22 protein-coding genes and 1 pseudogene are annotated in these 24,186 nt (G+C 62.2%); 14 read left to right on the top strand and 9 right to left on the bottom strand.

Going from position 1 to position 24,186, the window contains the following annotated elements:
- The first annotated feature begins 12 nt into the window (after positions 1–12).
- From HJB82_RS26990 to HJB82_RS27005, 4 genes are all read left to right on the top strand, one after another.
- Positions 13–1,911, top strand: coding sequence for an ATPase, T2SS/T4P/T4SS family (locus HJB82_RS26990; RefSeq protein ID WP_207585345.1), 1,899 nt, complete (start codon positions 13–15; stop codon positions 1,909–1,911).
- 134 nt (positions 1,912–2,045) lie between these two features.
- Positions 2,046–2,909, top strand: coding sequence for a type II secretion system F family protein (locus HJB82_RS26995; protein ID WP_221142005.1), 864 nt, complete (start codon positions 2,046–2,048; stop codon positions 2,907–2,909).
- Positions 2,909–3,811, top strand: a complete 903-nt coding sequence (locus HJB82_RS27000; protein WP_207585347.1) for a type II secretion system F family protein — start codon at positions 2,909–2,911, stop codon at positions 3,809–3,811. The genes HJB82_RS26995 and HJB82_RS27000 overlap by 1 nt, the downstream gene beginning before the upstream one ends.
- Before the next feature lie 2 nt (positions 3,812–3,813).
- Positions 3,814–4,689, top strand: a complete 876-nt coding sequence (locus tag HJB82_RS27005; protein ID WP_207585348.1) for an FHA domain-containing protein — start codon at positions 3,814–3,816, stop codon at positions 4,687–4,689.
- Between the two features lie 102 nt (positions 4,690–4,791).
- Here HJB82_RS27005 and HJB82_RS27010 read toward each other — a convergent pair whose 3' ends face one another.
- The gene (locus HJB82_RS27010; RefSeq protein WP_207585349.1) at positions 4,792–5,661 is read right to left on the bottom strand and encodes an SDR family oxidoreductase; all 870 of its coding nucleotides are present in this window, start codon (positions 5,659–5,661) and stop codon (positions 4,792–4,794) included.
- A gap of 103 nt (positions 5,662–5,764) precedes the next feature.
- Between HJB82_RS27010 and HJB82_RS27015 the strand changes: the two genes are divergently transcribed.
- The gene (locus HJB82_RS27015; protein ID WP_207585350.1) at positions 5,765–6,658 is read left to right on the top strand and encodes a LysR family transcriptional regulator; all 894 of its coding nucleotides are present in this window, start codon (positions 5,765–5,767) and stop codon (positions 6,656–6,658) included.
- A gap of 188 nt (positions 6,659–6,846) precedes the next feature.
- Here the strand turns inward: HJB82_RS27015 and HJB82_RS27020 are convergent, their stop codons facing one another.
- Complete coding sequence (locus HJB82_RS27020; RefSeq protein ID WP_207585351.1) at positions 6,847–7,500, bottom strand: hydrolase; 654 nt, start codon at positions 7,498–7,500, stop codon at positions 6,847–6,849.
- Positions 7,501–7,655: 155 nt separating this feature from the next.
- On the opposite strand from HJB82_RS27020, the gene HJB82_RS27025 reads away from it, so the two are divergent.
- Both HJB82_RS27025 and HJB82_RS27030 read left to right on the top strand, forming a co-directional pair.
- Positions 7,656–8,549, top strand: a complete 894-nt coding sequence (locus HJB82_RS27025; RefSeq protein WP_207585352.1) for a LysR family transcriptional regulator — start codon at positions 7,656–7,658, stop codon at positions 8,547–8,549.
- 246 nt (positions 8,550–8,795) lie between these two features.
- Positions 8,796–9,566 carry an SDR family NAD(P)-dependent oxidoreductase gene (locus HJB82_RS27030; RefSeq protein ID WP_221142068.1) on the top strand — a complete coding sequence of 257 codons (771 nt, stop codon included), beginning with the start codon at positions 8,796–8,798 and terminating at the stop codon, positions 9,564–9,566.
- Between the two features lie 71 nt (positions 9,567–9,637).
- Here the strand turns inward: HJB82_RS27030 and HJB82_RS27035 are convergent, their stop codons facing one another.
- Positions 9,638–10,084: a hypothetical protein gene (locus tag HJB82_RS27035; RefSeq protein ID WP_221142006.1), complete on the bottom strand. Its 447-nt coding sequence runs from the start codon at positions 10,082–10,084 to the stop codon at positions 9,638–9,640.
- A 287-nt stretch (positions 10,085–10,371) separates the two neighbouring features.
- On the opposite strand from HJB82_RS27035, the gene HJB82_RS27040 reads away from it, so the two are divergent.
- Positions 10,372–10,554 carry a hypothetical protein gene (locus HJB82_RS27040; RefSeq protein WP_207585354.1) on the top strand — a complete coding sequence of 61 codons (183 nt, stop codon included), beginning with the start codon at positions 10,372–10,374 and terminating at the stop codon, positions 10,552–10,554.
- A 148-nt stretch (positions 10,555–10,702) separates the two neighbouring features.
- On the opposite strand, the gene HJB82_RS27045 is transcribed toward HJB82_RS27040, so the two are convergent.
- A complete protein-coding gene (locus HJB82_RS27045; RefSeq protein ID WP_207585355.1) occupies positions 10,703–11,587 on the bottom strand; it encodes a LysR family transcriptional regulator in 885 nt (294 codons plus the stop codon).
- Between the two features lie 125 nt (positions 11,588–11,712).
- Between HJB82_RS27045 and HJB82_RS27050 the strand changes: the two genes are divergently transcribed.
- The 6 genes and pseudogenes from HJB82_RS27050 (at position 11,713) to HJB82_RS27070 (ending at position 15,613) form a co-directional block, all read left to right on the top strand.
- The gene (locus HJB82_RS27050; protein WP_221142007.1) at positions 11,713–11,898 is read left to right on the top strand and encodes a 4-oxalocrotonate tautomerase; all 186 of its coding nucleotides are present in this window, start codon (positions 11,713–11,715) and stop codon (positions 11,896–11,898) included.
- A gap of 338 nt (positions 11,899–12,236) precedes the next feature.
- Positions 12,237–14,006 (top strand): adenylate/guanylate cyclase domain-containing protein, encoded by a 1,770-nt coding sequence (locus HJB82_RS27055; RefSeq protein ID WP_221115560.1) that lies wholly within the window; start codon positions 12,237–12,239, stop codon positions 14,004–14,006.
- 126 nt (positions 14,007–14,132) lie between these two features.
- A pseudogene (locus tag HJB82_RS31810) lies at positions 14,133–14,210 on the top strand (tautomerase family protein); the annotation flags it as partial.
- Between the two features lie 75 nt (positions 14,211–14,285).
- Complete coding sequence (locus HJB82_RS31815) at positions 14,286–14,600, top strand: helix-turn-helix transcriptional regulator (RefSeq protein WP_246762890.1); 315 nt, start codon at positions 14,286–14,288, stop codon at positions 14,598–14,600.
- On the top strand, positions 14,597–14,956 hold the full coding sequence (locus tag HJB82_RS27065) for an SRPBCC domain-containing protein (RefSeq protein WP_207585358.1): 360 nt from the start codon (positions 14,597–14,599) through the stop codon (positions 14,954–14,956). The genes HJB82_RS31815 and HJB82_RS27065 overlap by 4 nt, the downstream gene beginning before the upstream one ends.
- A 45-nt stretch (positions 14,957–15,001) precedes the next feature.
- The gene (locus tag HJB82_RS27070; RefSeq protein ID WP_221142008.1) at positions 15,002–15,613 is read left to right on the top strand and encodes an ATP-dependent Clp protease proteolytic subunit; all 612 of its coding nucleotides are present in this window, start codon (positions 15,002–15,004) and stop codon (positions 15,611–15,613) included.
- Positions 15,614–15,757: 144 nt separating this feature from the next.
- On the opposite strand, the gene HJB82_RS27075 is transcribed toward HJB82_RS27070, so the two are convergent.
- The 5 genes from HJB82_RS27075 to HJB82_RS27095 all read right to left on the bottom strand — a co-directional run bounded on the left by HJB82_RS27075 (position 15,758) and on the right by HJB82_RS27095 (position 24,174).
- Positions 15,758–16,069 carry a DUF982 domain-containing protein gene (locus tag HJB82_RS27075; protein ID WP_207585360.1) on the bottom strand — a complete coding sequence of 104 codons (312 nt, stop codon included), beginning with the start codon at positions 16,067–16,069 and terminating at the stop codon, positions 15,758–15,760.
- 227 nt (positions 16,070–16,296) lie between these two features.
- A complete protein-coding gene (locus HJB82_RS27080; protein ID WP_221115562.1) occupies positions 16,297–18,702 on the bottom strand; it encodes a protein kinase domain-containing protein in 2,406 nt (801 codons plus the stop codon).
- Between the two features lie 96 nt (positions 18,703–18,798).
- Entirely contained in the window at positions 18,799–19,986 is a 1,188-nt protein-coding gene (locus HJB82_RS27085) for a serpin family protein (protein WP_207585362.1), read from the bottom strand.
- Between the two features lie 13 nt (positions 19,987–19,999).
- Positions 20,000–22,561: a trypsin-like serine protease gene (locus HJB82_RS27090; protein ID WP_221142009.1), complete on the bottom strand. Its 2,562-nt coding sequence runs from the start codon at positions 22,559–22,561 to the stop codon at positions 20,000–20,002.
- Positions 22,558–24,174: a caspase family protein gene (locus tag HJB82_RS27095; RefSeq protein ID WP_207585364.1), complete on the bottom strand. Its 1,617-nt coding sequence runs from the start codon at positions 24,172–24,174 to the stop codon at positions 22,558–22,560. The genes HJB82_RS27090 and HJB82_RS27095 overlap by 4 nt, the downstream gene beginning before the upstream one ends.
- Positions 24,175–24,186: the final 12 nt, after the last annotated feature.

Raw genomic sequence — 24,186 nt, forward strand, 5'->3', positions numbered from 1 at the left:
GAGGAGTGAGCCATGCTGTTGAAGATTTCCTATGAGGATGGCAGCGGCCGGGAGGTGATCCCGCTTTCTTCGAATGAGACCTATTTCGTCGGCGAAAGCAGCACGCTGACGCTGCCGGCCGGCGCCGGGGTCGTGCGGCTTCGCGGCAGCCACGTCTCTTCGCCGCAATTCGTGCTGCGCAAGTCCGGTCAGGGCTGGTCGGTGCAGCATCACGGCCGCAATCCGACGCGTGTCGACGACCAGCCGCTTCGGGCCGGCACGCCGGTTGCGATCTCGGCCGGCATGTCGATCTGGGTGCCGAACGTCACGATCGAACTCGTCGAGCCGACCGCGGCCGCCGAAGTCGTGACGCAGTTTCCGGACCAGGAGCGGGTGCTGGCGCTGCAGATGGAAGTCCATGAGCGATTGCTAAAAGACACGCAATATGACCGGCTGGTGAAATCCTCCGATTTCGGCCGCGAGGACACGCGAAACCGCATCCGCGAACGGCTCGACATGTTCATCAAGGAGGCGCTCGACAGTGCGCCGCAGGATCTGGTCATCCTCGTCATCAAGAACGCCGTCTATCGGTGGCTGGCAAAACGCATTGCCCGCACCGGGCGGCGCGATGCTTCGTCGAATGCCGCAAGCCTATCGCGCGAGGAGCAGGACAATCGCCGGCTGTTCGACGTCGGCAAGGCGCTGATCTCGGCGCTGCAGCTGAAGCTGAATTTCGAATCCACCCGCGCCGACTTCGCCCAGCTCGACACGCGGTTCAGCGCCGCCTTCCAGTCCCGCCAGGCCCTCTTCAACGCCGGCGACCGCTACGAGATCGCCCATATGCATCTGCGCTCCAATATCGAGGAGCTGATGTACCGCTGGGGGACGATCTCGGAGCTGATGGATCTCGACGTCATCTCGGAAATCATGGTGACGCGTTATGACGAGATCTATGTCGAAAAATTCGGCCTGCTGGAACGGTATCCCTTCGCCTTTGCCAATGAGCGGCAGTTGATGAAGGTGATCGAGCGCATCGCCGTCGATTCCAACCGCTCGATCAACGAGAGCGAGGCGATGGCCGACTTCCGCATGCCGGATGGATCGCGCGTCAACGCCGTGATCCCGCCGCTGGCGGTCAAGGGCGCCTGCCTGACCATCCGCAAGTTCGGCGGCAAGTCGCGTCTCGATATCAGCAAGCTGGTTACCGCCGGCGCGCTCAGCGAGCCGATGCGCGCCTTTCTTGAGGCGGCCGTCCGCTCGCGCAAGAACATCGTCGTCTCCGGCGGCACCGGCTCCGGCAAGACGACGCTGTTGAACAGCCTGTCGCAGTTCATCCCGATCGGCGAACGCGTCGTTGCCGTCGAGGACACGTCGGAACTGCAGCTCGACGGCATCCATGTGGTCTATCTGCAATCGCGGCCGAAGACGGCGGAATCCGAAACCAGCGTTACCATCCGCGACCTGGTGCGCAACGCGCTGCGCATGCGCCCCGACCGCATCATCGTCGGCGAGTGCCGGGGTGCCGAGGCGATCGACATGCTGCAGGCGATGAACACCGGCCATGCCGGCTCGATGACGACGGCGCATGCCAATACGCCGCAGGACATGATGACCCGGCTTGAGGTGATGGTGCTGCAGGGTCAGAGCTCGCTGCCGGTCATGGCGATCCGCCAGCAGATCGTCGCCGCCGTCGAACTCGTCGTCCAGCTCAACCGTCTGGCGAATGGCCGGCGTGCGGTGACCGAGATTTCCGAGGTGATCGGCATCGATCCGGATACCGGTCTGGTCATCGTCGAGCCGATCTTCCATCTGGTCGGCCGCGCCGGCGGCCAGGCGGTGCATGCCTTTACAGGCTACCTGCCGAGCTTCGTCGCCGAACTCGTCGAGTTCGGGGAAGACGGCGAAATCGAAAAACTCGATATGTTCGTTTAGAGCGGTTCAGGTTTTGCGGAAGCGCAGAACCGCTCTAAGCTTTTGTTTTTACGCAATTCCCGGCAAAAGGGCTTTGCGGTTTGCCTGGGAAAACCGCTTCGCACTTTTCCTGGAATTGCTCTGAGGGGGAAGCAATGTATATCAGCATTCTGCAGATTTTTACGGTCGCCCTTGGCGCGGTGACGGCGGGGCTGCTCGTCTGGGGCGCGCCGGTGCACTGGCCGGCGCCGCTGCTGCGCGCCACCGAACGTGATATTGCGCTGGCCAGCGAGGCAGCACAGGTCTTTGGGCGTGATGCCGTTCCGCCGTATACGATGATCCTTGCCTACGCCATCACGGCGATCGTCGTCTTCATCGTCGTCTCGCTGATCTTCGGGCCGATCTTCGGCGTGGTCGTTGCCATCCCGGTCGCCTTGTTCCTGCCCAAGGCGGTGATCCGCCACTTCCTGCACCGGCGCTGGCTGCAGATCGAATCGCAGCTTCCCTATGCCGTCGACCAGATCGTCTCGGCGGTGCGCACCGGCAAGCCGCTCGCCGTCGCCGTCAATGCGGTGGCCGATACCGGCCAGATGCCGGCCTCGCGCGAATTCGAGCGCATCGCCCGCGAACAGAAGCTCGGCATTGGCCTGGTCGAGGCGCTCGACCGCCACGCCCGCACCGTGCCGAGCCTGCACTTCAAGATGGTCGATGCGGCCCTCGGTCTGTTTGCCCGCCAGGGCGGCGATATTTCCGAGCCGCTGACCGAAATGTCGAAATCCTTCAAGGAAATCTGGAAGCTCGATCAGAAGATCACCACCTCGTCGTCGCAGGCGCGCATGAATTTCCGCGTCGTCAACGGCGGCGCGCTGTTCATGATCCTGATGATCTTCTTCGGGCAGCCTGAATTGATCGACAAGGTGTTCGGCAACGCCATCGGCATCGTCATCGCGATCGTCGGCGCCATTCTCTATGCCACCGGCTTCTTCTGGATGCGCTCGATGATGAAGGTGTCGGTCTGATGTCTCAAATTCCTCTCGCCCCGATTGCGGTGGTTTTTGCCGGCATTACCGCGGCCCTCTTCGTCTGGTGGATCGGCGATCTGCTCGGCAGCATCCAGGTGGTGCGCCGATCCCGCGGCGGCGATGGCCCGCCGCCGAATATCGTCGACAGCATCGGCATGCGCACGCCGGTCGAATTCGTGCTGCTGCACTTCGAGCCGCTGCTGGAAGATTACGGCGTCCAGCTCGAGCAGAAGCTGATCTATGGCGGCCGGCCGTTCGGCGGCGTCACCGGGCGGGAATATATCGCGCTTCTCGTTGTCCTCAGCCTCTTCGGCTTCGTCCTGCTCGGCGTGCTGTTCGGCATTGCCAGCGGCAGCATCATCGGCGGCCTGGTCGCCGGTCTGATCCTCGGTCTGATCCCCGCCATCTATTTCTGGGTGGTCGCCGACGACAAGATGCAGGATCGCAAGGAACGCATTTCGCGCGAATTTCCCTATTTCCTCGATCTCGTCGTCATGACGCAGCAGGCGCAGGCGACCCTGCCGGAAAGCCTGCGGCTTTATGCCGAGGCGGCACCCGGCACGGTGATGAGCGAAGAGATCGATCAGACGCTGAAGGACGTGGCGCTCGGCACCGGCATGGTCGAGGCGCTGCAGCGCCTGGAGCGCCGCATGACTGCCGAGGAGGTCATCCGCGTCATCCGTGCGGTGATCCAGGGCGAGGTCGAGGGCAGCAACCGCGTCGAGCTTCTGCGCGAACATGCGCGCGACCTGCGCTTCCGCCGCTGGGAAAAGGCCGACAGGGCCAGTGAAAAGCTGAAAGCCAAGATCGTCATGCCGGCGATGATGATCGTCGTGTCGATACTGCTTCTGGTGCTGGCGCCGGCAATTGTCGAGATGATGTCGAGTGGGATGTTCTGATCATGGCCTTTTCCTTCTTTCGCGGAAACAAACCCAGCCTTCTGCAGACCGGACCCGGCGGCCAGAGCCGCAGCCATGTGCTCGACCGGCCTGAGATGTCGATCGGCCGGGCTTCGAATGCCGATATCGTCGTCGACGATCCGTTTCTGGCGCCGATCCATGCGCGCATCGAAAAACAGAACGACGGCGGCTTCATCATTCGCCGCATGGGGCTGAACCCGATCATGCTGCGCGGCGAAGCCCTCTTGCAGACTGCCTCGCTGAAGACAGGCGACAGCTTCCGCCTCGGCAAGGATGTCGAATTCCAGTTTCTGGAGAAGGCGCCGGCCAAGGAGGCGCCGAAGAAGGAGGCATCCAAGACTGGTGACGACAAGCCGAAGAAGCCGCTGCTCAAGCAGCCGGCTTTCCTCGCCGGCATGGGTGTCGTCTATCTCGCCATCGTCGGCATCATCGGCTACGTGATCCTGTCCGATAGCGGCAGCACCGAGGGCGGACCGACCGCCGAGCGTATCAACGCCGAGGCCGCCCGCATCCCGACCTGCATCAAGAACGCCCGGCGCATGCGCCAGGTCTCCGAACCAAGCTTCAACGGCGCCGTCGGCGGCCGTGTCGGCCGCGATGGCGATGCAACCTATGCTGCCCTTTCGCTGGCGGCCGAACCGTCGGACGACGCGGCGCTGGCAAAGGCCGCCGAGCCGATCGTCGAGGCCTACAAACGCACCGCAATTGCCGCCCTTGCCTCGGAAACCCGCGGCAACAAAACGCTGGCGCTGAGCCTCTACCAGCAGACCTATGATCTCGTGCCCGACATTAACTGCTCGGCGGCGCGTTTTGCGCTGCAGCGGCGAGCGGCCGTGAAGCCGCCTGCCAAGCGTTGATCGCAGGTCCGGAATTGCGTGAAAACAAAGAGATAGAACGCGAAACCGCTACGCATTTTTGCTGGAATTGCTCTTTGTTCGGGACGTTGGACGTAAGAGAGTTCAGGCTGACGCGACGAGGTCGGAAGCGAAGGCGCGATAGCTATGGAGCGGGCGTCCCAGCAGTTGAGTGAGACGCTCGACATCGCCCGCTTCCGGCACCATGCCGTCGCTGACATAGCGTTCGGCCATCAGCCTCATCTCGTAGGCCATCCATTTCGGCATGAAGGTGGCGAGATTCTGCTCGAACGCCGTGGGGTCGTCGCCGCCATAGATGACCGGGCGACCCAGGACCTCCGACCAGATGGCGGCGAGGTCCGAGCCGGTCAGCGTATTCGGGCCAACCAGGTTGATGGTCTCGACCGGCAGCTTGCCGGGTGCTCGATCCCGCCGGATCAGCTCGATCGCCGCGACCTCGGCGATGTCTCGGGTGTCGACCATGGCCACCCCCTTGCTGCCAATCGGCATCGGATAGACGCCATGATTGAAGATGACGTCTTTGATCATGAGCTCATTGTCGATGAAGTAGGCCGGACGCAAGATAGTGGCGCTAAAACCCATCGCTTCGATCATCCGTTCGGCACCCGACTTCACCGCGAAGTGGGGCACGTTCACGAACCGCTCGCTATGGATGACGGACAGGTAGACGACACGCTCGACGCCTGACTCGCGCGCAATGTTGAGAGCGATGAGCGCTTGCGTAAATTCGTCGCCCGCCACCGCGTTCAGAAGGAAGAGCGTTCTGATGCCGTCGAAGGCGGCGCGCAATGCGTCGATGTCGAGCATGTCGCCCTGCACGACCTCCACGTCGGCCGGGAGGTTGGCCTTTGAGGGATCGCGGACGAGAACGCGAACCGAGGCTTTGCGCTTGAGAAGTTGGCTGACAACCTGGCGGCCCACGCGGCCGGTTGCGCCTGTAACAAGGATAGTCATGTGATTTCTCCGGGGTAGTCATTGTTGACAACCCGAATATGGATGGCTCACAGATGATCCAATAGACGCTGAATCTGGACGCCGCGTCTCATGGATGGAACAGATGGATTTGCTTGCCCTCGCCGATTTCGTCACCGTCGCCCGCCACGGCGGCTTCGGCCGCGCCGCACGCGCTGCCGGCCGTCCCAAAGCCACGCTCTCGCGCCGGGTAGCGGAACTCGAAGCCAGCCTCGGGCTCCGGCTATTCGAGCGCGGTGCGCGTATGCTCAAGCTGACGGAGGAGGGGCGAGCGCTTCATGAGAGGGCTGGCGCGCTGCTGACGGAACTCGACGAAACGGCCGCAGCCATCGCATTCGGCGGCAACAGCCCGCGGGGCAGGTTGCGGATCAGTGCACCATTGCTGTTTTCCCAGACGGCGATGGGCAAACTGGCCGCGGGATTCGCCCTTAGATATCCGGAGGTCCGCCTGGAGATCACGACAGAGGACCGTGCCGTCGACATGGTGGAGGAAGGATACGACGTGGTGATCCGTGTCAATCCAGACCCGGATGAGAGCCTTGTCGGACGGGTTTTCCTGCGTGATGGACTGGTGATTGTAGCAAGCCCGAGCGTTCCGCACCCGGCGAAGGGGGCAGTGGTGCCCGTGGTCGTCCGCGGCTCGCTGGATCAAGGCGGGTCCTGGACGATGATGACGCCGACCGGGCAATCCAAGATTGTCGTTGATCCAGTTCTTTGCCTATCTTCGCTGACCATGGTCCGAGATGCCGTCCGGATGGGCATCGGCGCGGCGCGTCTTCCTGTATCCCTGGTCAGCCGTGATCTTGCTGCCGGCACACTGGTCCGTTGGGGAGATGTCGATGGGCCTGAAACGCGGCTCTGGGCTCTCTATCCATCGCGACGGCTACTCAGCGCGCGTGTGTCCGCCTTCCTCGACTATTTGAAAGTGGCCTTTCCCATGGGTACGGCGGAAGAGCTGGCAGCCTATGTCGAGGGATAGGTTCTGATCTCTCGAAGCGACCGAGTGCATGAAAAGGTTAGCTCTCTCTTGTGTGTGAGCAACATCATGACCATCGACCGCCCGAACGAGACATCGCACCCTTCGCGTCTCGTTGAAGGGGATGACGAGCCGATAGACGACGCGCTTTCGCAACGCCTCGGTCAGGATTGTCGTCATCCCCGCTCGGATCAGCCTGCAGCGTTCGGCACCGGCGTGTTGAGCAGTTGCTGTTCCCACAGGAATGCGATCCCGCTACCGCCGGCATGCTGGGTAATCACCTCGGTCAAGGCGGCGGCCTGGTCGGTCCGGGCCCAGTCGCGCTGCCATTCGGACGCCAGTGCCATCCACGTCATCATGTTTGCGCCAGCCGCGATCATGCGCTGGATGGCGACCTCATGGGCTTCGACCGATACAGCGCCGGACGCGTCGGTGATGACAGTCACATCCCAGCCTTCGCCGAGGGCCTGGATCGTCGGCATCGCGACGCAGACCTCGGTCCACAGACCGGCAATGATCAGCTGCTTGCGGCCGGTCGCCTTGACCGCGTCCACCACTTTGCGATCCTCCCAGGTATTGATGAACGTCCGGTCGATCACCTCCTGACCAGGAAACACATCCGTGATCTGGGGGAAGAGGAGACCGCCTCGCGCGGCGATCACCGTGGTCAGGATTGTCGGAACACCGAAGGCCTTGGCGGCCTTCGCCAGCCCCGTCGTATTGTTGATCACCATCTGCGGCTCGTGGCTGTTCACATTCGCGAGCTGGTAAGGCTGGTGATCGATCAGAACGAGGACCGAATCCTCGGGACGAAGAAGCGACGCAAGGCCATTGCGAAAAGTCATGAATACATCCTCTGCTGCCGTTGTGTGGGAGGTTGGTATGCCGGGTGACACGCGCCAGCAGCGGCGCTGCCTCCGAAACGGACACTGTCATTCCCATTTGCGATACGGTAGTGCTCACTCGTGCCAAGCTGTGTTGCGAAATGGGGAACGCCGAAGTGGATATTGAAGAGCTCAGGACATTCGTGGAAGTTGCGGATGCGGGTGGCGTTACATCAGCCGCGCGCCGGCTCGGCATCTCCAAGTCAATCGTCAGCCGGCGGCTCGTCCGGCTTGAAGCGGATCTCGGCGTCCAGCTTCTTGCACGAACCACCCGCGGCGCGGCGCTCACCGAGGCCGGGATCACGTTTCGGGACTATGCGGCCAGGGTCTGCGCCGAGATCGACGCGGCCAGGGAGACGATCCTGCCCGCCGGTGACCTTTGCGGCCGCCTGAGAGTTGCACTGCCGCTTTCCTTCGGCCCGACCCACTTCGCGCCCGTGCTCGCGGACATGGCGCGACGCCACCCCCAGCTTCACATCGACACCTCCTACAGCGATCGCTTCGTCGATCTCATTGCAGAGGGTTTCGATTGTGCGATCCGGGTTGGTTTCCTTCCGGACTCCAACCTGATCGCAAAGCGCGTCGGACCGATTTATGGCAAGCTCGTCGCGAGCCCGGACTATATCAAAGGCAATGGTTCACCTGCGAGGCCGGAGGACCTCGCCGCCCATCAGGCCCTCATGCAGGGAACGGAAACCTGGCAATTCATGGATGGCGACAGGATCGTCACGGTTCATCCGCGGGGGCGATTCAAGGCGGACAACGCCACGGCACTTGCCGCCGCCGCATTGGCAGGGCTCGGCATCGCCTGGATCCCCGACGGCATCACCCATCAATACGTGGCCTCCGGCGCGCTGGTTCCGGTCATGACACGCTATCCTCCGCCTCCGGCAGGCATCTACGTCATCCGCCCGCCGGGCCAGCATCCCGCCCGCAAGGTACGGGTCCTCTCCGAAATGCTGATCGAGTGTTTCGAACAGGCCCCGCAGCCAGCGGGCTTCGATCGCTAACCCCCGAAGGGCGCGGAGGCCGGGCACGGTCTCATCCGATGTCAGGGCTTGGCGAGGTTCGCCAGCGCCTCGGGCGAGTATGCGCGCAGCGATCCCTCAATGACCGCTTGTGTGACGGGTTTCGGATGCTGCCGGCCCGAAGCAGACCTGACGCGTGCCAAAGGGACGCTCCTCAGAATGCGTGGAATTTCTGGCATCCGCCCGCCGACCCTGCCATAAATTGATTTCATCGAGGGAGGCACCATGATGCAGAAGAAAGCGCCGGACTTCAGCCTTGAGGGCAAGGTGACTTTGGTGACGGGAGCGAGCCGTGGCATCGGTCGAGCTTGCGCGCTTGCCTGTGCCGCAGCAGGCTCCGATATTGTTTTGGGGGTCCGCGATGTCGCAGCGTCGGCAGGCCTGGTGGCCGAACTCGAGGGGACGGGACGAAAAGTCATCACTGTTGAACTGGACATTCCCAACAAGGCCCATATCGCACAAGCCGTCGATGCAGCGCTTGCTACATTCGGTCGGGTCGACGTGCTCATCAACAATGTCGGCGTGGCTCCCGGCAATCTCGCGGAACTCGTCGAGGAGAAGGACCTTGACGAGATCCTCGATGTCAACATTAAGGGCACCTTTCTGATGGCGCAGGCAGTGGGGCGTCACATGATCAAGCGCAATGGGGGCCGGATCATCAACATCAGCTCACAGGCCGGCACCGTGGCGCTGCGCGGCGAGGCAATCTATTGCATGAGCAAGGCGGCAATCAATCACCTCACGCGCTGCCTTGCAGCCGAATGGGCAGCCTATAATGTCACCGTGAACACCGTATCGCCGACGTTCATCCACACGGATGGTACAGCACCTTTTCTATCCGATGCCGACAATCGCAAAGCGACGCTCGGTCACATTCCACTCGGCCGGATCGGTGAAACCGATGATGTGGTGGGTGCCGTCGTCTTCCTGGCATCGCCGGCTTCGAGCCTGATCACCGGTGCCAACCTGCTGGTGGACGGTGGATGGTCCGTCGCATGAGGCCGAGGCTGCTACACGCCTCGGACAATCTGACATAGAGGTGGCTCATCGCGTCCCGCTGGCCATGCTGACTAGGCTCCGGCTGGTACAAGAATCATCGATCGAACTTTTTCGAGTGGATGAAAAGCCGTTCGTCCACCCCATGAGATGAAGACGCCAGTCCTACCCTGAAAAGCCAGGGCGTTTGTGTAATAGCAGTCGTTGGTCAGGATGTCGTAGCGGGCCGTCGCGTAGCGAAATGCGAAAAATGTGCTGCCATAACCCACACCGATCGACATGATGATGCCGAGCGGCAAGGCGAGCAGCGGTAACCTGCGCTGCCGGACATCCGCCAGCCAGAGGCCCGCTGCCGCGAGAATACCTGGGATGACCGACATGGCGATGAAGACGAGGTCAGGTGAAGCGGGTGCTCCGAAGTCGTCGTCTACGTAAAGCGCCCGGCCAAACCCCATCACCACAGGCATGAAGCGCGCAAAGGCGATTGACAGGATCAGAACACAGATAATGCGAACACGCACGGGTCCGCTCCCAAGCTAAACCGACCTTCGACAATTGCGGCAATCATACGATCAACTGGCTCCGCTGCCATGGGCTTGCACGCCTGAGTTAATTTCGAAGTTAATAATCCATCTATCGGGTTGTGGGGCTGTTAGGCGATATCCCGAAACTTAGCGACATCTCGCGCCGGCCAGCGCCGGTTGGAAGAAGGCGGATCGCCGAACTCTATCGCATGCCTAAACTCCTTCAGCGATAAGTTGTCTTTTAAGGAGTGTGCCTTACTGTCCTCGTATCGGAGGAGTGGATCATGACGATGATAGTTTCGGCTCTTATCGGGGTGGCATTAGGCATCGCCTTATTGGCAGCGGTTTTTCTCTTTGCTTTTCGTCGCAAGGTCACCAACAAGTCGACCACGAAATCGGCCGATAACTACGACGTGTTTGATAAGGACCCGAGCTTCTACAGCTCCTATGACGTATCCGATAAATAAACCGGGCGACTCCACGTGGCCTATTTTCGCGCCATTCTACTTCAAGAACAATTCAAGCAAAGTGGGACTGGAACACCGGTTACTGTAGACTGCGAGCGCGAGCTTATACGCGTCCGCTAAGTAGCGACCGTTGGCGTCCCGAGTGTCGCTAGCCAAACCGTTCCACCAGGAAATCGATCACCGTCCGCAACATCGCTGTCGGCCGGCGGTTCGGCGGATAGACGAGGGACATCGGAACGGGCTTGTAGGACCATTCCGGCAGCACCTGCTCAAGCCGTCCTTCGACGATATCAGCGGCGAGCAGCAGTTCCGGCTGAAGCACAATTCCCGCGCCGCTGAGCGCTGCCATGCGAAGTGCTGCCCCCTGGTTGGTGGAGAATTTTCCGGAAATCAACACGTCACGCATTTCGCCTCCCGGCCCGACCAGGTGCCAGCGATCCTGCATGCGCCAATAGGAGTGGCCGAGGCAGAGATGGTTCGTCAGAGCCTCAGGCGAGGCCGGCCGGCCATGGCGGGCGAGATAATCCGGCGCGGCAGCGAGAATCCGCCGGTAGGGCGTGAGCGGGCGGGCGACCAGGCTGTCGTCGGATAACGGTCCGATGTGGATGCCGAGCTCGAACCCCTCGCCGACGAGGTCATGGACATTGTTGTCGAGCGACAGCTCGATGCTGACGTCGGGATAGGCGTTCTGGTAATCGATCAGCGCCGGCACCAGGATCTGCGTCCCGAAGCTGACCGGTGCCACCAACCGAAGCCGGCCGCGCGGCGCCGATTGCAGCTCGCTCGCCGAAGCCTCGGCCAGCGCCACTTCGGAAAGCGCGCGTTTGCAGCGCTCGTAATAGAGCTGGCCAACCTCTGTGAGCTGATGGCGTCGGGTGGTGCGATGGATCAGCTTCGCCCCGAGCCGGGTCTCGATGGTCTTGATGTGCTTGGCGACCATGGCAGGCGACACTTGCGCGATCTCCGCGGCGGCCGCGAAACTGCCGTTGTCGATGACCCTGACAAACATCGCCATGCCGGCCAGCTTGTCCATGATTGCCTACCTGTTGGTTTCGAATGACGATACCGGCAGCTTATTTATCAACCTCAGCATTTGCAAGATAGTGGTCACGCCCGAGCCAAGGCGACTGATATAACCAACATGACCAAGGAGAAAACATGCCTATTCTTCATCTGCAGATGCATCCCGGCCGCACTGACGATCAGAAACGCTCCTTCGCCCGGGAAGCGACGAAGGCCGCCGTCGAGACGCTGGCATGCCCGCCGGAATCGGTGGAAATCCTCATAACGGAGATCGCCAAGGATTCCTGGGCGGTAGGCGGCAAGCTGAAATCCGAGGCCTGAGAGACGTCCCGCAGCATCGAAGGCTCGAGCTGCGGGACGCCGCCATGCTGTTGGACAGGGAGCCGGCACGCGGCTCCCGTGTTGACCGCGTCGAGCGACCGGTTGACTTACTGGCTGCTGCGAATCCACCGCCCGCAAGCTGGGGGCACCTGGCTTCGCCCGGACTTAGGCTTTCCGCGCATTTGAGCCATGGCGGAGTCTGCCTGAAAGCAGACATCGTCGACGAACACGCTGTAGGTCGCAGATGCACCAGAGAACTTGATCTCAGCCGAGATCGCCCTGGGCAGAAGTTCCCCTGTCTCTGTCTTCCTGCTATCGTGGAGATGGGGGACGGCTCTATGAGCGAGAATCGCAAGCTGGCCGCAATTCTGGCCGCGGACGTAGTTGGATACAGCCGGCTCGCCAGCGAGGACGAAGATCGCACCCTGGCAAGGTTGCGGGCACTGCGCAGCGACCTGATCGATCCAACCATCGCAGTGCACAACGGCCGTGTCATCAAGCGCACTGGTGACGGAGCGCTGGTCGAATTCCGCAGCGTTGTCGATGCCGTGCGCTGCGCCATCGAGGTGCAGAACGGCATGGTCGAGCGCAACGCCGGCGTTCAGCAGGATCGGCGCATCGAGTTCCGGATCGGCATCCATCTGGGGGACGTAGTAGAGGAATTCGATGGCGACCTGATGGGCGACGGCGTCAACATCGCCTCGCGTCTCGAGGGTATCGCGGCCCCCGGCGCTATTTGCCTGTCCGAGGACGCCTATCGCCAGGTCAGGGCGAGACTCGATCTCTCCGTCAGCGATCTCGGCAACACGCAACTCAAGAACATTGCCGAGCCGATCCGGATCTATTCGCTCCAGGTCGGCACCGCCGCGGAGGTAAAGCCAGGAGTGACCGCCGCCGTTGCTCCTGCGCCGGCCGCATTGCCGTTGGACCTCTCGATTGCCGTGCTGCCATTCGTCAACATGAGCGGCGATGCCGAGCAGGAGTACTTCGCTGACGGCATCTCCGAAGATATCATCACAGCTCTATCGAAGCTGTCGCAGCTGTTTGTCATCGCTCGCAACTCGTCGTTTACCTTCAAGGGCCGGAACGTGAACGTGCAGGAAGTGGGCGACAGCCTCAAGGTGCGCTACGTGCTGGAAGGAAGCGTCCGCAAATCAGGCAACAAGGTGAGGATCACCGCGCAGCTGATTGATGCCACTACCGGCGGGCATCAGTGGGCGGAGCGTTTCGATCGCGACCTGACCGATATCTTCGCAGTGCAGGATGACGTCACGCAGCAGATCGTCGGCGCTCTGGAACTCAAGCTGACGGCCGGGGACCAGCAGCGGCTCGCGACCGAGCAAACTCAAAATCTGGAAGCCTATGACTGCTTCCTGCGGGGCCGTGAACACATGTGGCGGCTGACGAGAGAGCAGAACATTCAGGGCCGGCAATTGCTGCAGCGCGCCGTCGATCTGGACCCGAAATTCGCCCCGGCGCACGCCTTCCTCGCCGTCACGCACGGGCTGGCCTACGTTAACCAGTGGAGCCGATCGCCGTCGAAATCGCTGGAACAGGCGACCGAGGCTGCGACGCTGGCGGTGGCGCTCGACGATCGGTATCCGTACGCACATTGGGCGCTGGCCGTCGTCAACTTGTACCTGCGACGACTTGATGTGGCCATCCGCGAGGCTGAACGCGCGATCGCGCTTGCTCCCAATCTTGTCGAGGGCCACGAGAGCCTCGGAAACGCGCTGCACTATGCGGGCAGATCCGACGAGGCCCTCGTCTGCTTCGAGCGGGCGATGGCCCTGAATCCATATTATCCAGACATTTTTCTGCACTTCCACGCGCAGGCGATGTTCCAGTTGGGCAGGTACGAGGAGGCCGTTGTCTTCCTGAAGCGACGACTAGTCCGCAATCCAGCCACCGACATCTCACGTGTGTTGCTGGCGGCGAGCTATGGTCACTTGGGCTGCTTGGCGGAGGCGCGGGGGCAGTGGGAGGAAGTGTTCCGGATCAATCCCGATTATTCCCTGGAGCACAGGCGCAAAGTGCTGCCCTACAAGAACCCTGCCGATTTCGAGCGCATTGTGGACGGACTGCGCAAAGCTGGCCTCACCGAGTGATTGCATTCCATCGCCGGCAGTCGTCCCACAGCTTCCGTACGGCTCTAGAGCACGCCGCCTTGTATCTGGTTCGCCTCAGATTGTGCGAACGAACATCGAGAAAACATGCATATTCTTCACCTGCAGATGCATCCCGGCCGAACCGACGATCAGAAACGCGCCTTCGCCCGCGAAGCGACCAAGGCCGCCGTCGAAACGCTGGCATGCCCGCCAGCGACACCAGAAAGTCGTCTCGAAAACAGGCTTGCGAATCAGATAAGTGTGTGCTTATGTGTTGGCATGATCGAGAATGACTTTTTCCGAGCTCTGGCAGACCCGACCCGCCGCGCGATTTTCGAGAAGCTGGCGGCGGGGAGCATGAACGCCAGCGCCTTGCGTGAAGGCATGGAGATCAGCCAGCCGGCAATGTCGCAACACCTTGCAGTTCTGCGGAGTGCAAAGCTCGTGAGGGAACAACGACAGGGGCGTTTCGTGAATTACGAAGTCGATCCCGATGGGTTGGCTCTCATCGCCCAGTGGCTCGCAAAATACCGCGCCTATTGGCCGGAGCGTATCGCAGCACTCAAAGTCTTGCTGAAGGACATGGATCAATGAACGAAGGGAAGACCAAGGAGCAGGATAGCAGCGTCGAGCAGGAATTTGACTTGAGCGATCCGCCGCAAAAGGTCTGGCGCGCTGTCACCGTTCCCGAATTTCGGGAAAGGTGGTTGCCAAAGGAGGCATTGGCCGATCCCGATGCGATCGCCGTCACCCCCGGCCAAGAAGTCCGCTACAAGCTGCGCGACGACAGCCCACCATTCCTTGAAAGCACCGTGACGTTCACGATCACACCGAACGCGACGGGCGGAACCTGCCTTCGGATCGTCCACGAACTGACGGATGCAAGATTCGACCGAATGGCGAGGACGGCCGTAAACAGCAACAGCCCGCCCCTCATGCTCGCCGCCTGACGCGGCGAGCCTCACCCTAAAACTCTGGAAGTTTGGAGGTCGCCGATGCGCGGAGCGATGCAGCTCGTCCCTATGGTCATAGAACAGTCCAGCCGGGGGGAACGATCATTCGATATTTATTCCCGGCTTCTTCGTGAGCGGATTATCTTTCTCAATGGCGAGGTGAACGACACCGTTTCGGCCCTCGTCTGCGCGCAGCTGCTGTTTCTGGAAGCAGAAAACCCCAAAAAGCCCATCAACCTCTATATCAATTCGCCGGGCGGCGTCGTGACCAGCGGCCTCGCCATGTATGACACCATGCGCTACATCCGCGCACCGGTTCACACGCTCTGCATGGGTACGGCCCGCTCTATGGGATCGTTTCTACTGATGGCGGGCGAGCCGGGCGAGCGGGCCACCCTACCAAATGCAAGCATCCTGATCCACCAGCCATCAGGCGGCTTTCAGGGGCAGGCGTCGGATATGCAAATTCACGCCGAGGAAATCCTGAAAACAAAGCAGCGTATGACACGGCTCTACGCGGAACATTGCGGGCGCTCCTATGAGGATTTTGAACGCGCCATGGACCGCGACCGCTTCATGACGCCGCAAGAAGCATTGGAATGGGGCTTGATCGACAAGATCATGCAGGTCCGCGAAGCCCCGGCCGATCAGTAAGGGATATGGCCCCGTTGTCGCAAAAATCCCGATTAACGCGACACTTGTTTTCCTGTCTTTTGCAACGCCGCAGAATAGACAGTTTCGCGATGCCAGCAATGATCGCTTGTGGCGCAAACCTGCGTCAGCTTCTCGAAATTGGGACTATCTTTGCGCCTTCGACGGCAGGTCCGGTCGTCGCGCTGCCACGCCCTGCGGGACGAGACAGAGAGCCGCGATGCCCGCCTCTTCGGCCGCACGCAGAAGCGCTTCCCGGAATTGTTCCGGGGCAATTTTCCCGCTGATTGCGTCGACGCAGGCTTTCACGGCAGCGACATATTCCTCGCCGTCATCGAAAGGCCAGTCGTTCATCAGGAGACGTGCCGCGTCGCCCAGCGTCCATACGATCTTGCGAGACGCCGGACCCCGCAAAGCAAAACCGACCGGCGTGAATGCTGCTGATGTATTCCAGCACATTGTCCTCGACCCCTCAAGGCGGGGATACTGCAGTCCCCACCTCTAATATACGCACATTTTATGAAAGTTGGAATTGAAATTTGGTGAAGAGTACCGCTTGAGCGCGAGGCTGCCGAATGAAGAAAAAAGGCGCTCTGCGACCTATTTTCAAGCGCTGCGTCGACACGTGTTGCACCGATGGAGGCATGCGGGATTTTTTCCTTTTCGATCTCGACGCTCCGGTTCACTCACCGTAATTCCGCAGTCACCCTGAAAATGCCGCCGGCCGAAGCGTCCGAGCAGACGACGAAGGTCGAGCCCTCCTGCGCCATGAAGGCGACATTGCCGCCGGCCTCGCAGGGGGTGGCGCTCCATTGCAGGATGATGTCGCCATTGTCGGGCAGTTTTTCCGTCGCGAGCTTCGTCGCACTGGCCATCCACTCGGTTGCCGACGGCAGATGAACGGGCGTGTTCAGCTGCTTCGACAACCAGGCAGTATAGGTCTGAGCCACGGCAAGCGGCACGTCGTCGGCCGGCTGCTGCGGATTGTCGCTGTATGCCTGCGCTGAGGCGGGATCGGAATTGGCGGTGTAATATGCCGCCATCTCGGCGCGAGTGACGGCCTTCGCCTGCATGCAGAAGGATTTTTCGACTTTGACGGCGCCATTGGCAACGCCGAGCATGCCGCCAAGCTCTTTCATCGAAGCGGTCATCAGCCGCACATTGTCGAGCGAATAGCTTCCCGCCGGCACAGTCTCGAAGGCCAGGGTCGGCGAAACCGGGCAGAAGCCGCGCGCCGACAGCGCCTCGAGATCGGCAAGGATCGGTTTGTAGGCGACCACCGCTATTTTATAGGCCTCGGCGCTATATCGGCCATCGGCCTCGCTGATCTTCGGCGCGAGTGATGCAAGCGTCGGATCGGCTGCACCGGCGCGCGTCGTGATCGAGGCGTTGAGATCGGCGACCTTTTGCTTTAGCGCCGTCGCCTCGTCCTTCGACGCCATGACGTCGGCGATGATGGCGGCAAGGAGTTTGGCGGCGTCGCCATAGCCTGATGTCGCCGCCGGCATCTGCCATTGTTCAGCCTTGGCCTTTGCCTCGGTCATCAACCCGCTCGCCTTGGCGACATCCGGACTATCGCCGGCGCCGATGCGATTGACCGTCTCGCGCTTCGCCGCCGCGTCTTTTTCGGCCGCCGTCAGCGCCGTGAGTGCCTTGGCGAGATCGTTAAAACCGGTCTTCGATGCGTCGTAGCCGTCGACGGCCGCATGCATTTGCTTGGCCGTAGCGCTGTCGGCAGCAGCCTTCATCTTGGCATCGGCGTCGGCAAAAGCCGGCGCCTTGTCGCCGCCGGCAGTCGAAGCGGCGGCTTTCGCCTTTTCGGCGTTCTCCTTTGAGATGGCGATCAGCGCATTGCCGAGATTGATCGCGGCAGACTGGTAGCCCGGAAGGGCCTTTTCGTAGTCTTCATCCTTCAGCAGGGCATCGGCAGAGGTCAGTGCCGAGGCGCCGGTGTCATAGGAGAGCTTCGCCTGGTCACTGGCCGGCCGCTCCGGCGCCTTGGCGGCGATCGCCTGCTGTTTGCGGCTTTCGGCCTCCTTCTTCCAGACGCCGACATCGGCAACGAGTTTCGGATCCGGGCGCAGCAGCTTCGGAATAGTGACGACGCCGACGCCGATGCAGATCAACAGCAGGGCTGCGATCATGGAGATTTTGACAGGCGTCCACTTTTTCGGTTTCGGCGCCTCCTGTTGCTGCTGCATGCCGCCGCGCGGATCCCACGACATCGGCTGGATGCCGGTCGTCACCCTTGTGTATTCGCCGAGCGCATCGGCGCCGGTGCGCGGCCGCTGGGCCGGGTCGCGGCTCAGCATCCGCTCGATCAGGCTTGCCAGACCCTCGGGAAAGCCGGGGATCAGCACGTCGAGGCGGGGAAAGATGTTGGAAGGATCGAGATGGATGTTCTTCCAACTCTGCTCGCGCTGGTGTTCGTCTTCCCAGACCATGACGCTATCGAAGACGCTGTTATAGGTCTGCCGCGGCAGGAAAAGCTTGTAGGCGATCATGCCCATTGCGTAGATGTCGAGAGCTGATGAGGCGGAGAAGGTGCCGCTGGCATAGATCTCCGGCGCGCCGAATTCGGGCACATAGGGCGGGATGATGTGCTCGCCGATCTTCGAGATCAGGTGCAGGTTGCCGATCCGGACCGACAGGCCGGAATAATCCTCCGAGACGTAGATGCACTGGTCCGTCAGCGCGTTGTGGGCATAACCGGCGCCGTGCAGCGTCGCCAGGCCTTCGAGGATGTGGCGGCCGATCTCGGCGGCGCGCTCGTAGGCCACCATTTCGGTTTCGTCGAGATATTGGTGCAGCGTCTTCGACGGCCGTTTCTCGACGATATAAAAATTGTCGTCTTCCGGCGACGGCGGGATGAGGTCCTCGATTTCGACGAAGCGGCGGGCGGTCAGCGATTTGGCCTCGTTGATGGAGGTCCAGACCCGCTCGAAACGCGCCTTGTCCAATTTTAACGCCACATCGGGGGCGACGATAAAGACCGCATGGTCCATCCGCTTGTCCTGGGCGGGATAGACGATGAACTCGTTCTCATAGACCGGCTCGCCGATCGTGTAGCGGGCGATCAGATCACTTCTCATGCACGTGTCCCCCTGCAATCATTGGCATTTCTATTCGCCGGCCATGCTCTGACTCTTTCATGCAGAACAGGATTCAGATTTCAGGCCAATCGGCCTTCAATCATCCTGTTCCAGAAGCGGATCGCCGATCAGGCCGGCGGCCAGCAGCAGGCCGCTTTTCGTATCGCGAAGTGCGAAGGCAAAACGGGCATCGGCGACGACGCGAACGAGCTTGGGATCGATGCTGCGTTCTGTGATCGCTGCCGTGGCTGCCGCCGCCTCCGTGCCGTTTTCGTCAACCTTGATCATCGTCTTCTGAAGAACGCGCGACAAGCGAATGTTTTCCTTGGTGAAACCCGGGAAGGTGGCATGCTTGGCCTTTTCGGGCGTCAGTCCCATCGCATTCAGTATCGGCATCAAATCACGCCCGTCGTTCAGGGAAAAGCGGGGCAGGAAGATTTCACCCTTGGCCGCTTCGAATTTTTCGCCCTGCAGCCAGGAGGTAAGCGCCTTCAGGTCGGCGCCGGCGACACCTTTGCCGGAGCGCGCCGCCACCACGACCATGCTGTAGCTTTCGCCGGCATAAGCAAGGTCGACGGCGGCAAATTTATCGTCGAAGCGGAATTTCTGCCCATCGCCGGCAAGATGCATCATCGGCACCGAAATCGTCGAACCGTCCGGCCGCTGAAAGGGGCTCGCCGGGCTTTCCCGCTCGAAAGAGGTCTTCCAACGCGCCTTGAAGGACAGCGCGCCGAGGCTGACGAAACCGCCGCCGGGCGGCGCGTCGAGCATGACGGGAATGGCGCCGCGCGTCGTCTCTTTGACCCAGAGGTTGATGTGCTCGACCGATGCCGGTCCGTCGAGATCCTCGATCGAGGGCTTGATGCGGTGGGTGGCGAGCATCGAGAGCGCGTCGGGGACGAGCACCAGCTTATCGTCGAAGACGATCGCAACAGCCGTCGCCAAAGACGCATCCGCGGCGGCCGGCTTCTCCTGTGACATCGCGTCAAGCACCGTCTCCGGCCCCTTCACCTCGCTGCCGAAGCCGAGGCCTTTGGCGATTGCGGCCTTGCCTTCGGCGGAGGCGCCGAGGCTGGCAAGGCCGAGGGCTGCTGCAAGGCTTGCCGGCGACACCATGATATTAGCCGCACCCTCCTTTGCCAGCGTGCGGTCGATCAGCTCGGCGGCGAGCCCGGCCTGGGCGGCGAGCATCGATTTGCCGTCGCCGGAGTTGTCGGCATGGGCGGCTGAGGCGAGCGTCAGCAGGGAAGCGGCAAGACCCGCCAGCAGCGTGGATTTCGGCATGCTTCCCTCCTCTTCAGCGGATGCGATAGAATTTGGAATCGAACGACCATTTGCCTTGGCCGCCAGTCTCGTCGTCGCCGACGATCCTCAGGCTGCGGGCGAGGTCGTAGACATAGTTGAAGGCGGCGCGCTGGCCGACCAGCGGGGTCGGCACATCCGGCAGGTCGAGCACTTCGATCGGCTTGTCGCTGAGGATGGCGACGACCATGCCGACGCCGGAAGGTCCCTCCACCACATATTCGAAGCCGGTATAGGGATTGCGCGCATCGGGCACGACGACCGGCCGGGCCGGATCGAGCCGGTTGTCGCCGCTCTTGGCTGATGGTTTCAGCCCCATCGAGCGCTTGTTCGGGTAAAGCTGCGTCAGCTTGCCGGAGGCATCGATATCGACCAGGATCAGATAGCCGGACTTCTTGGTCGACACCCGCATCGCCACCTTGTCGCCGATGCCGACCGAGGTGCCAGGCAACACGTCGACGGCAACGCCGGCCTCATTGTCGCTTTTCAGCGTGTTCTCGACGGCGGCGAGCGGGGTTTTTGCCTCCTCGCCGGTGATGACATCGCGGCCGAGCGCATCCGGCTGGCCATAAAACTGTGGGACCGGCGTGAAGCGGCAATCGTCGGCATGGGTTCGGCAATATTCGTCGGATTTGCGCCGGACATAATCAAGCAGGGCGGCATTGCTGACATTCGGCTTGTCGGCGGCGCGCGCCACGCCATCCTCAACGCCTTCGATGAAGCGGCGGGTGAAGACGCCGCCCGGCGGCTTGGCCTCGCGGTCGACGAGCGCCCATTGGCCTGAATTGACCGCCGACCAGACCATGGCGTTTTCGCCGCCGAACGAGAATTTCGCTTCCGTGCCGGACTTGTTCGGCGGTTCGAGCGCAGCCAGCGCCGGACCGAGGCAACGGACGTTGCCGCCGCTTGGCGCCGCCACCGCGCTGCGGCTGCCCGGCCCGACATGGCAGGCATCGATCAGCAGCGTGACGCGGCGGTCCTTGAGGCTGTTCAGCCGTGCGGCGATTTCGGTTTCGCGGATCTGATTGGTGACCGTTACCTTGCCGGCCTCGCGCACCAGCTTGGCGTCGGCTGCAACAAGCGTCGGGCTGGTCGTCGCCTCGGCGCCCATTTCCTCGGAACCTTGCCCACTGAAATAAAGGAAGACCCGGCTTCCAGGTGTCGACTGGCGCACCAGCCAGTCGTCGATTTCGGCAAGGATCGCCTCGCGGCTGGCCTTGCGGTTGGTCAGCGTGTGGATCTGTTCCGGGCGGTAGGCGAGCGTCTTCACGAGGAAGAGCTGCATCGACTTCACATCGCTGGCAGAACCGGTCAGTTTCGCCTCGCGCATCTCATAATCGTCGATGCCGATCAGCAGCACGCGGTCGCCGGGAGAGCTTTCGATCGCGGGCGCCTGAGCAACGGGTGTTTGGGCAGCAGGCGTCTGGACCACAGGCGGCTGGACGGCGGGTGTCTGGACTGCAGGCGGCTGGGCGGCGGGTTCGCCGGTGGGGGCGTCTGGCGTTTCGGTCGTGGCGGCAGGCGCGCTATCGCCGGCGGGAGGGGTGGTGATGGCGAGGTTGGCGAGTTTCTGGCCGGACTGTCTCAGCTTCGTCCCAGCGCCGGCGCTGGTGGTGGTCGAGGCGACCTGATCGCCGGCGGCTGAAGCTTCGACATTCGGCACATCGCCCTCGGTCTTGGCGGCGATCCAGTCGCGGAAGGCGGCGACGCGGGTATAGACGCCGTAATGTTTAGCCTCGGCGCAGCCGGCACCCCAGCTGACGATGCCGAGCTGGATCCAGCTCTTGTCGGGGCGCTGCGCAACCAGCGGGCCGCCGCTGTCGCCCTGGCAGGCATCCTTGCCGCCTTCGGCATAACCGGCGCAGACATTGCGCTCGTCGATCGGGTTCATCCGCATCGAGCTGTCGCGATAGGCGGCGCGGCAATCCTCGCGCGGAACGATCGGCAGCTCGACTTCCTGCAGCTCGGTCGGCAGGTATTTGTCGTCCCAGCCGTGATCGGCCTTGGTATAACCCCAGCCTGTGACGACAGCCATGTGACCGGCGGCCTCGACCTCGTCATCCCCCGCCGAGGCGAGGACTGCAGGCCTGGAGACGGCGGATTCGGCAAGCTTGATCAGGGCGATGTCGTTGGCAAAGACCTTGCGGTCGAAATCCTCATGGATGACCACGTCTTCGACGGCAAGGCCGGGTTTATCCGGTCCGTCGACGGATATGACCTTGTCGATCTTCGACTTGCCCTCGACGATCAACAGGTCGCGGGCGAACAGATCCTGCTTGCCGGAGCGGCCGCTGGTGACGCAATGGGCGGCGGTCAAGATCCAGCGCGGCGCAATCAGCGAGCCGCCGCAATGGCCGCCGAAGCGACCGCGCTGTTCGGGATCGGGCGCCAGGATCTTGACCTGCCAGGGCCATTCGCCCTTCTTCGCAGCCTGGCCGCCGATGACACGGCCGCCATCCTCGCCGGCGAAATCGGTATCCTGCTGGCCCAGCGCAGGCGCAGCCAGGAGCAGCATGACGGAGGCAATAGTCAGGACCTTGCTGATCGACGCGCTCATAGCTTGGCTCCGGCGGAGGTATAGAGGACCGTAAATCCGAGGCGGGCGCCCTCGGGCAGGAATTCGCCGAGCCGCCTGGCGATGTTGCCGGCGGTGCGGCGCCTGTCGTTCTGTTTCAGGAACTCGACGAGCTCGGGCATTGGCTTTTCCGAGGTGACGGCAACCAAGAGATCGGTGCCGAACGGGGCGACGACGGAAAGATCGAGATCGAAGCTCGCCGGCATCTGCGCATCGCCATCCTTCTCGCCGGGATAGAGGAACTGCACGGTGCCATCGCCCGTGACGTCGAAGAGCACCAGCTTGCGGCCCGCTAGATCGGAAATCGCGACGCCGACACGCTCGCCCTCGCGATGGACGGTGTCGGACGGGGTGACGCGCACGGTCTGCGGATTAACCTCCGACAGCCGCTTCAGCGTGTCGAGCGCGGCCATCCGGTCGACGACGAAAGGCATGTCGCCGGCACCGATGCCGGAGGCGACGACATCGCCGCCGGCAATCGCCTCGCGCTTTTCCGGATCGAAGACAATGTCGGCATTCGCACCCTCTGTCAGCTTGAACGGCGTGATGGCCGGTCCAATGCCCTGCAGCACCGGTGCGGCGCCGAGGGCGGCAACGCCGATCGGCGCGGGCTCGGCGGGCGGCGGAGTGCTTGATTTCGCTACTTCTGTCGTCGTTCCCGCCCCTTCGTAATGGTAGACCACCGCGCGGTCGAGATCGGTTCCCGGCGGGCTTTCGGTAAAAATGTTCTGTCGCTGATCGGTGAACTGATAGACCGACTGGCGCACATATTCGAAGAGTTCGCGGCGGCTGACGGCGCCGTCGCCGTTGCGGTCGGCCGCCCCTTCGAAGGCGCGGGCCGTGGCATAACTCAGCGCGCCGCGTTTCTGCGGAATGCCGGGAATGGATATCTCCGGCGATTTGGTGTTGTCGTCGACGGCGGCGAGGAAGGTCAGCCGTTTGAAATCGAAGCCGGTGGAAAGCGCATCCGCCGTCGTCGAGATCGGCGCGAGATCGTCCTCCTCGATCGTATAGGACGGCGCCTGGCGCCAGGTGATCGCGGCGCCGCGCGGATCGACATCGCGGGTCAGGCCGCCGGCATGGCAGGTATCGGCGATGAAGACGACATCGGCGCCCTTGGCCTCGAGGTTGCGGATCAGCACCTTGAATTCGTCGCCGAAGATGCGTTCGCGCGATCCCGGCAGCCGGGTATCGAAGCCGGCGAGCACATAGACCTCGTCGCGGCCGCTCGGCTTCGAGCCCTTGACGCGCTCCGGCTCGCTCGACCCGTGGCCGGCGATGCCGAGCACGACGAGATCGCCGGCCCCTGCCCGCTCGGTGACGGCTTCGATCGCATGGAAGATGCCCTCGCGGTCGGCCTCGCCGTTCTTCAGCAGCGTCATGTCCTCGACGCCGACCGAGCGCAGCGAAAGCGAAAGATCCTCGGCATCGGCGACGGCGCCATGCAGCGGTGGAACGTTGCGGTAGAGGTCGATGCCGATCAGCACGGCTCGGACGGCGCCGCGATCGGGCGCTTCGATCGTCCTTGCCAGGCTGTTGGTGGCCGCCAGGCTGAGGAGGGCAAATGCGGCGGCCATGGAAACGGATGCGGACATGGCCAAACTCCC

Origin of the sequence: Rhizobium sp. NZLR10 (assembly GCF_019685125.1) — a bacterium.
GTDB lineage: Bacteria > Pseudomonadota > Alphaproteobacteria > Rhizobiales > Rhizobiaceae > Rhizobium.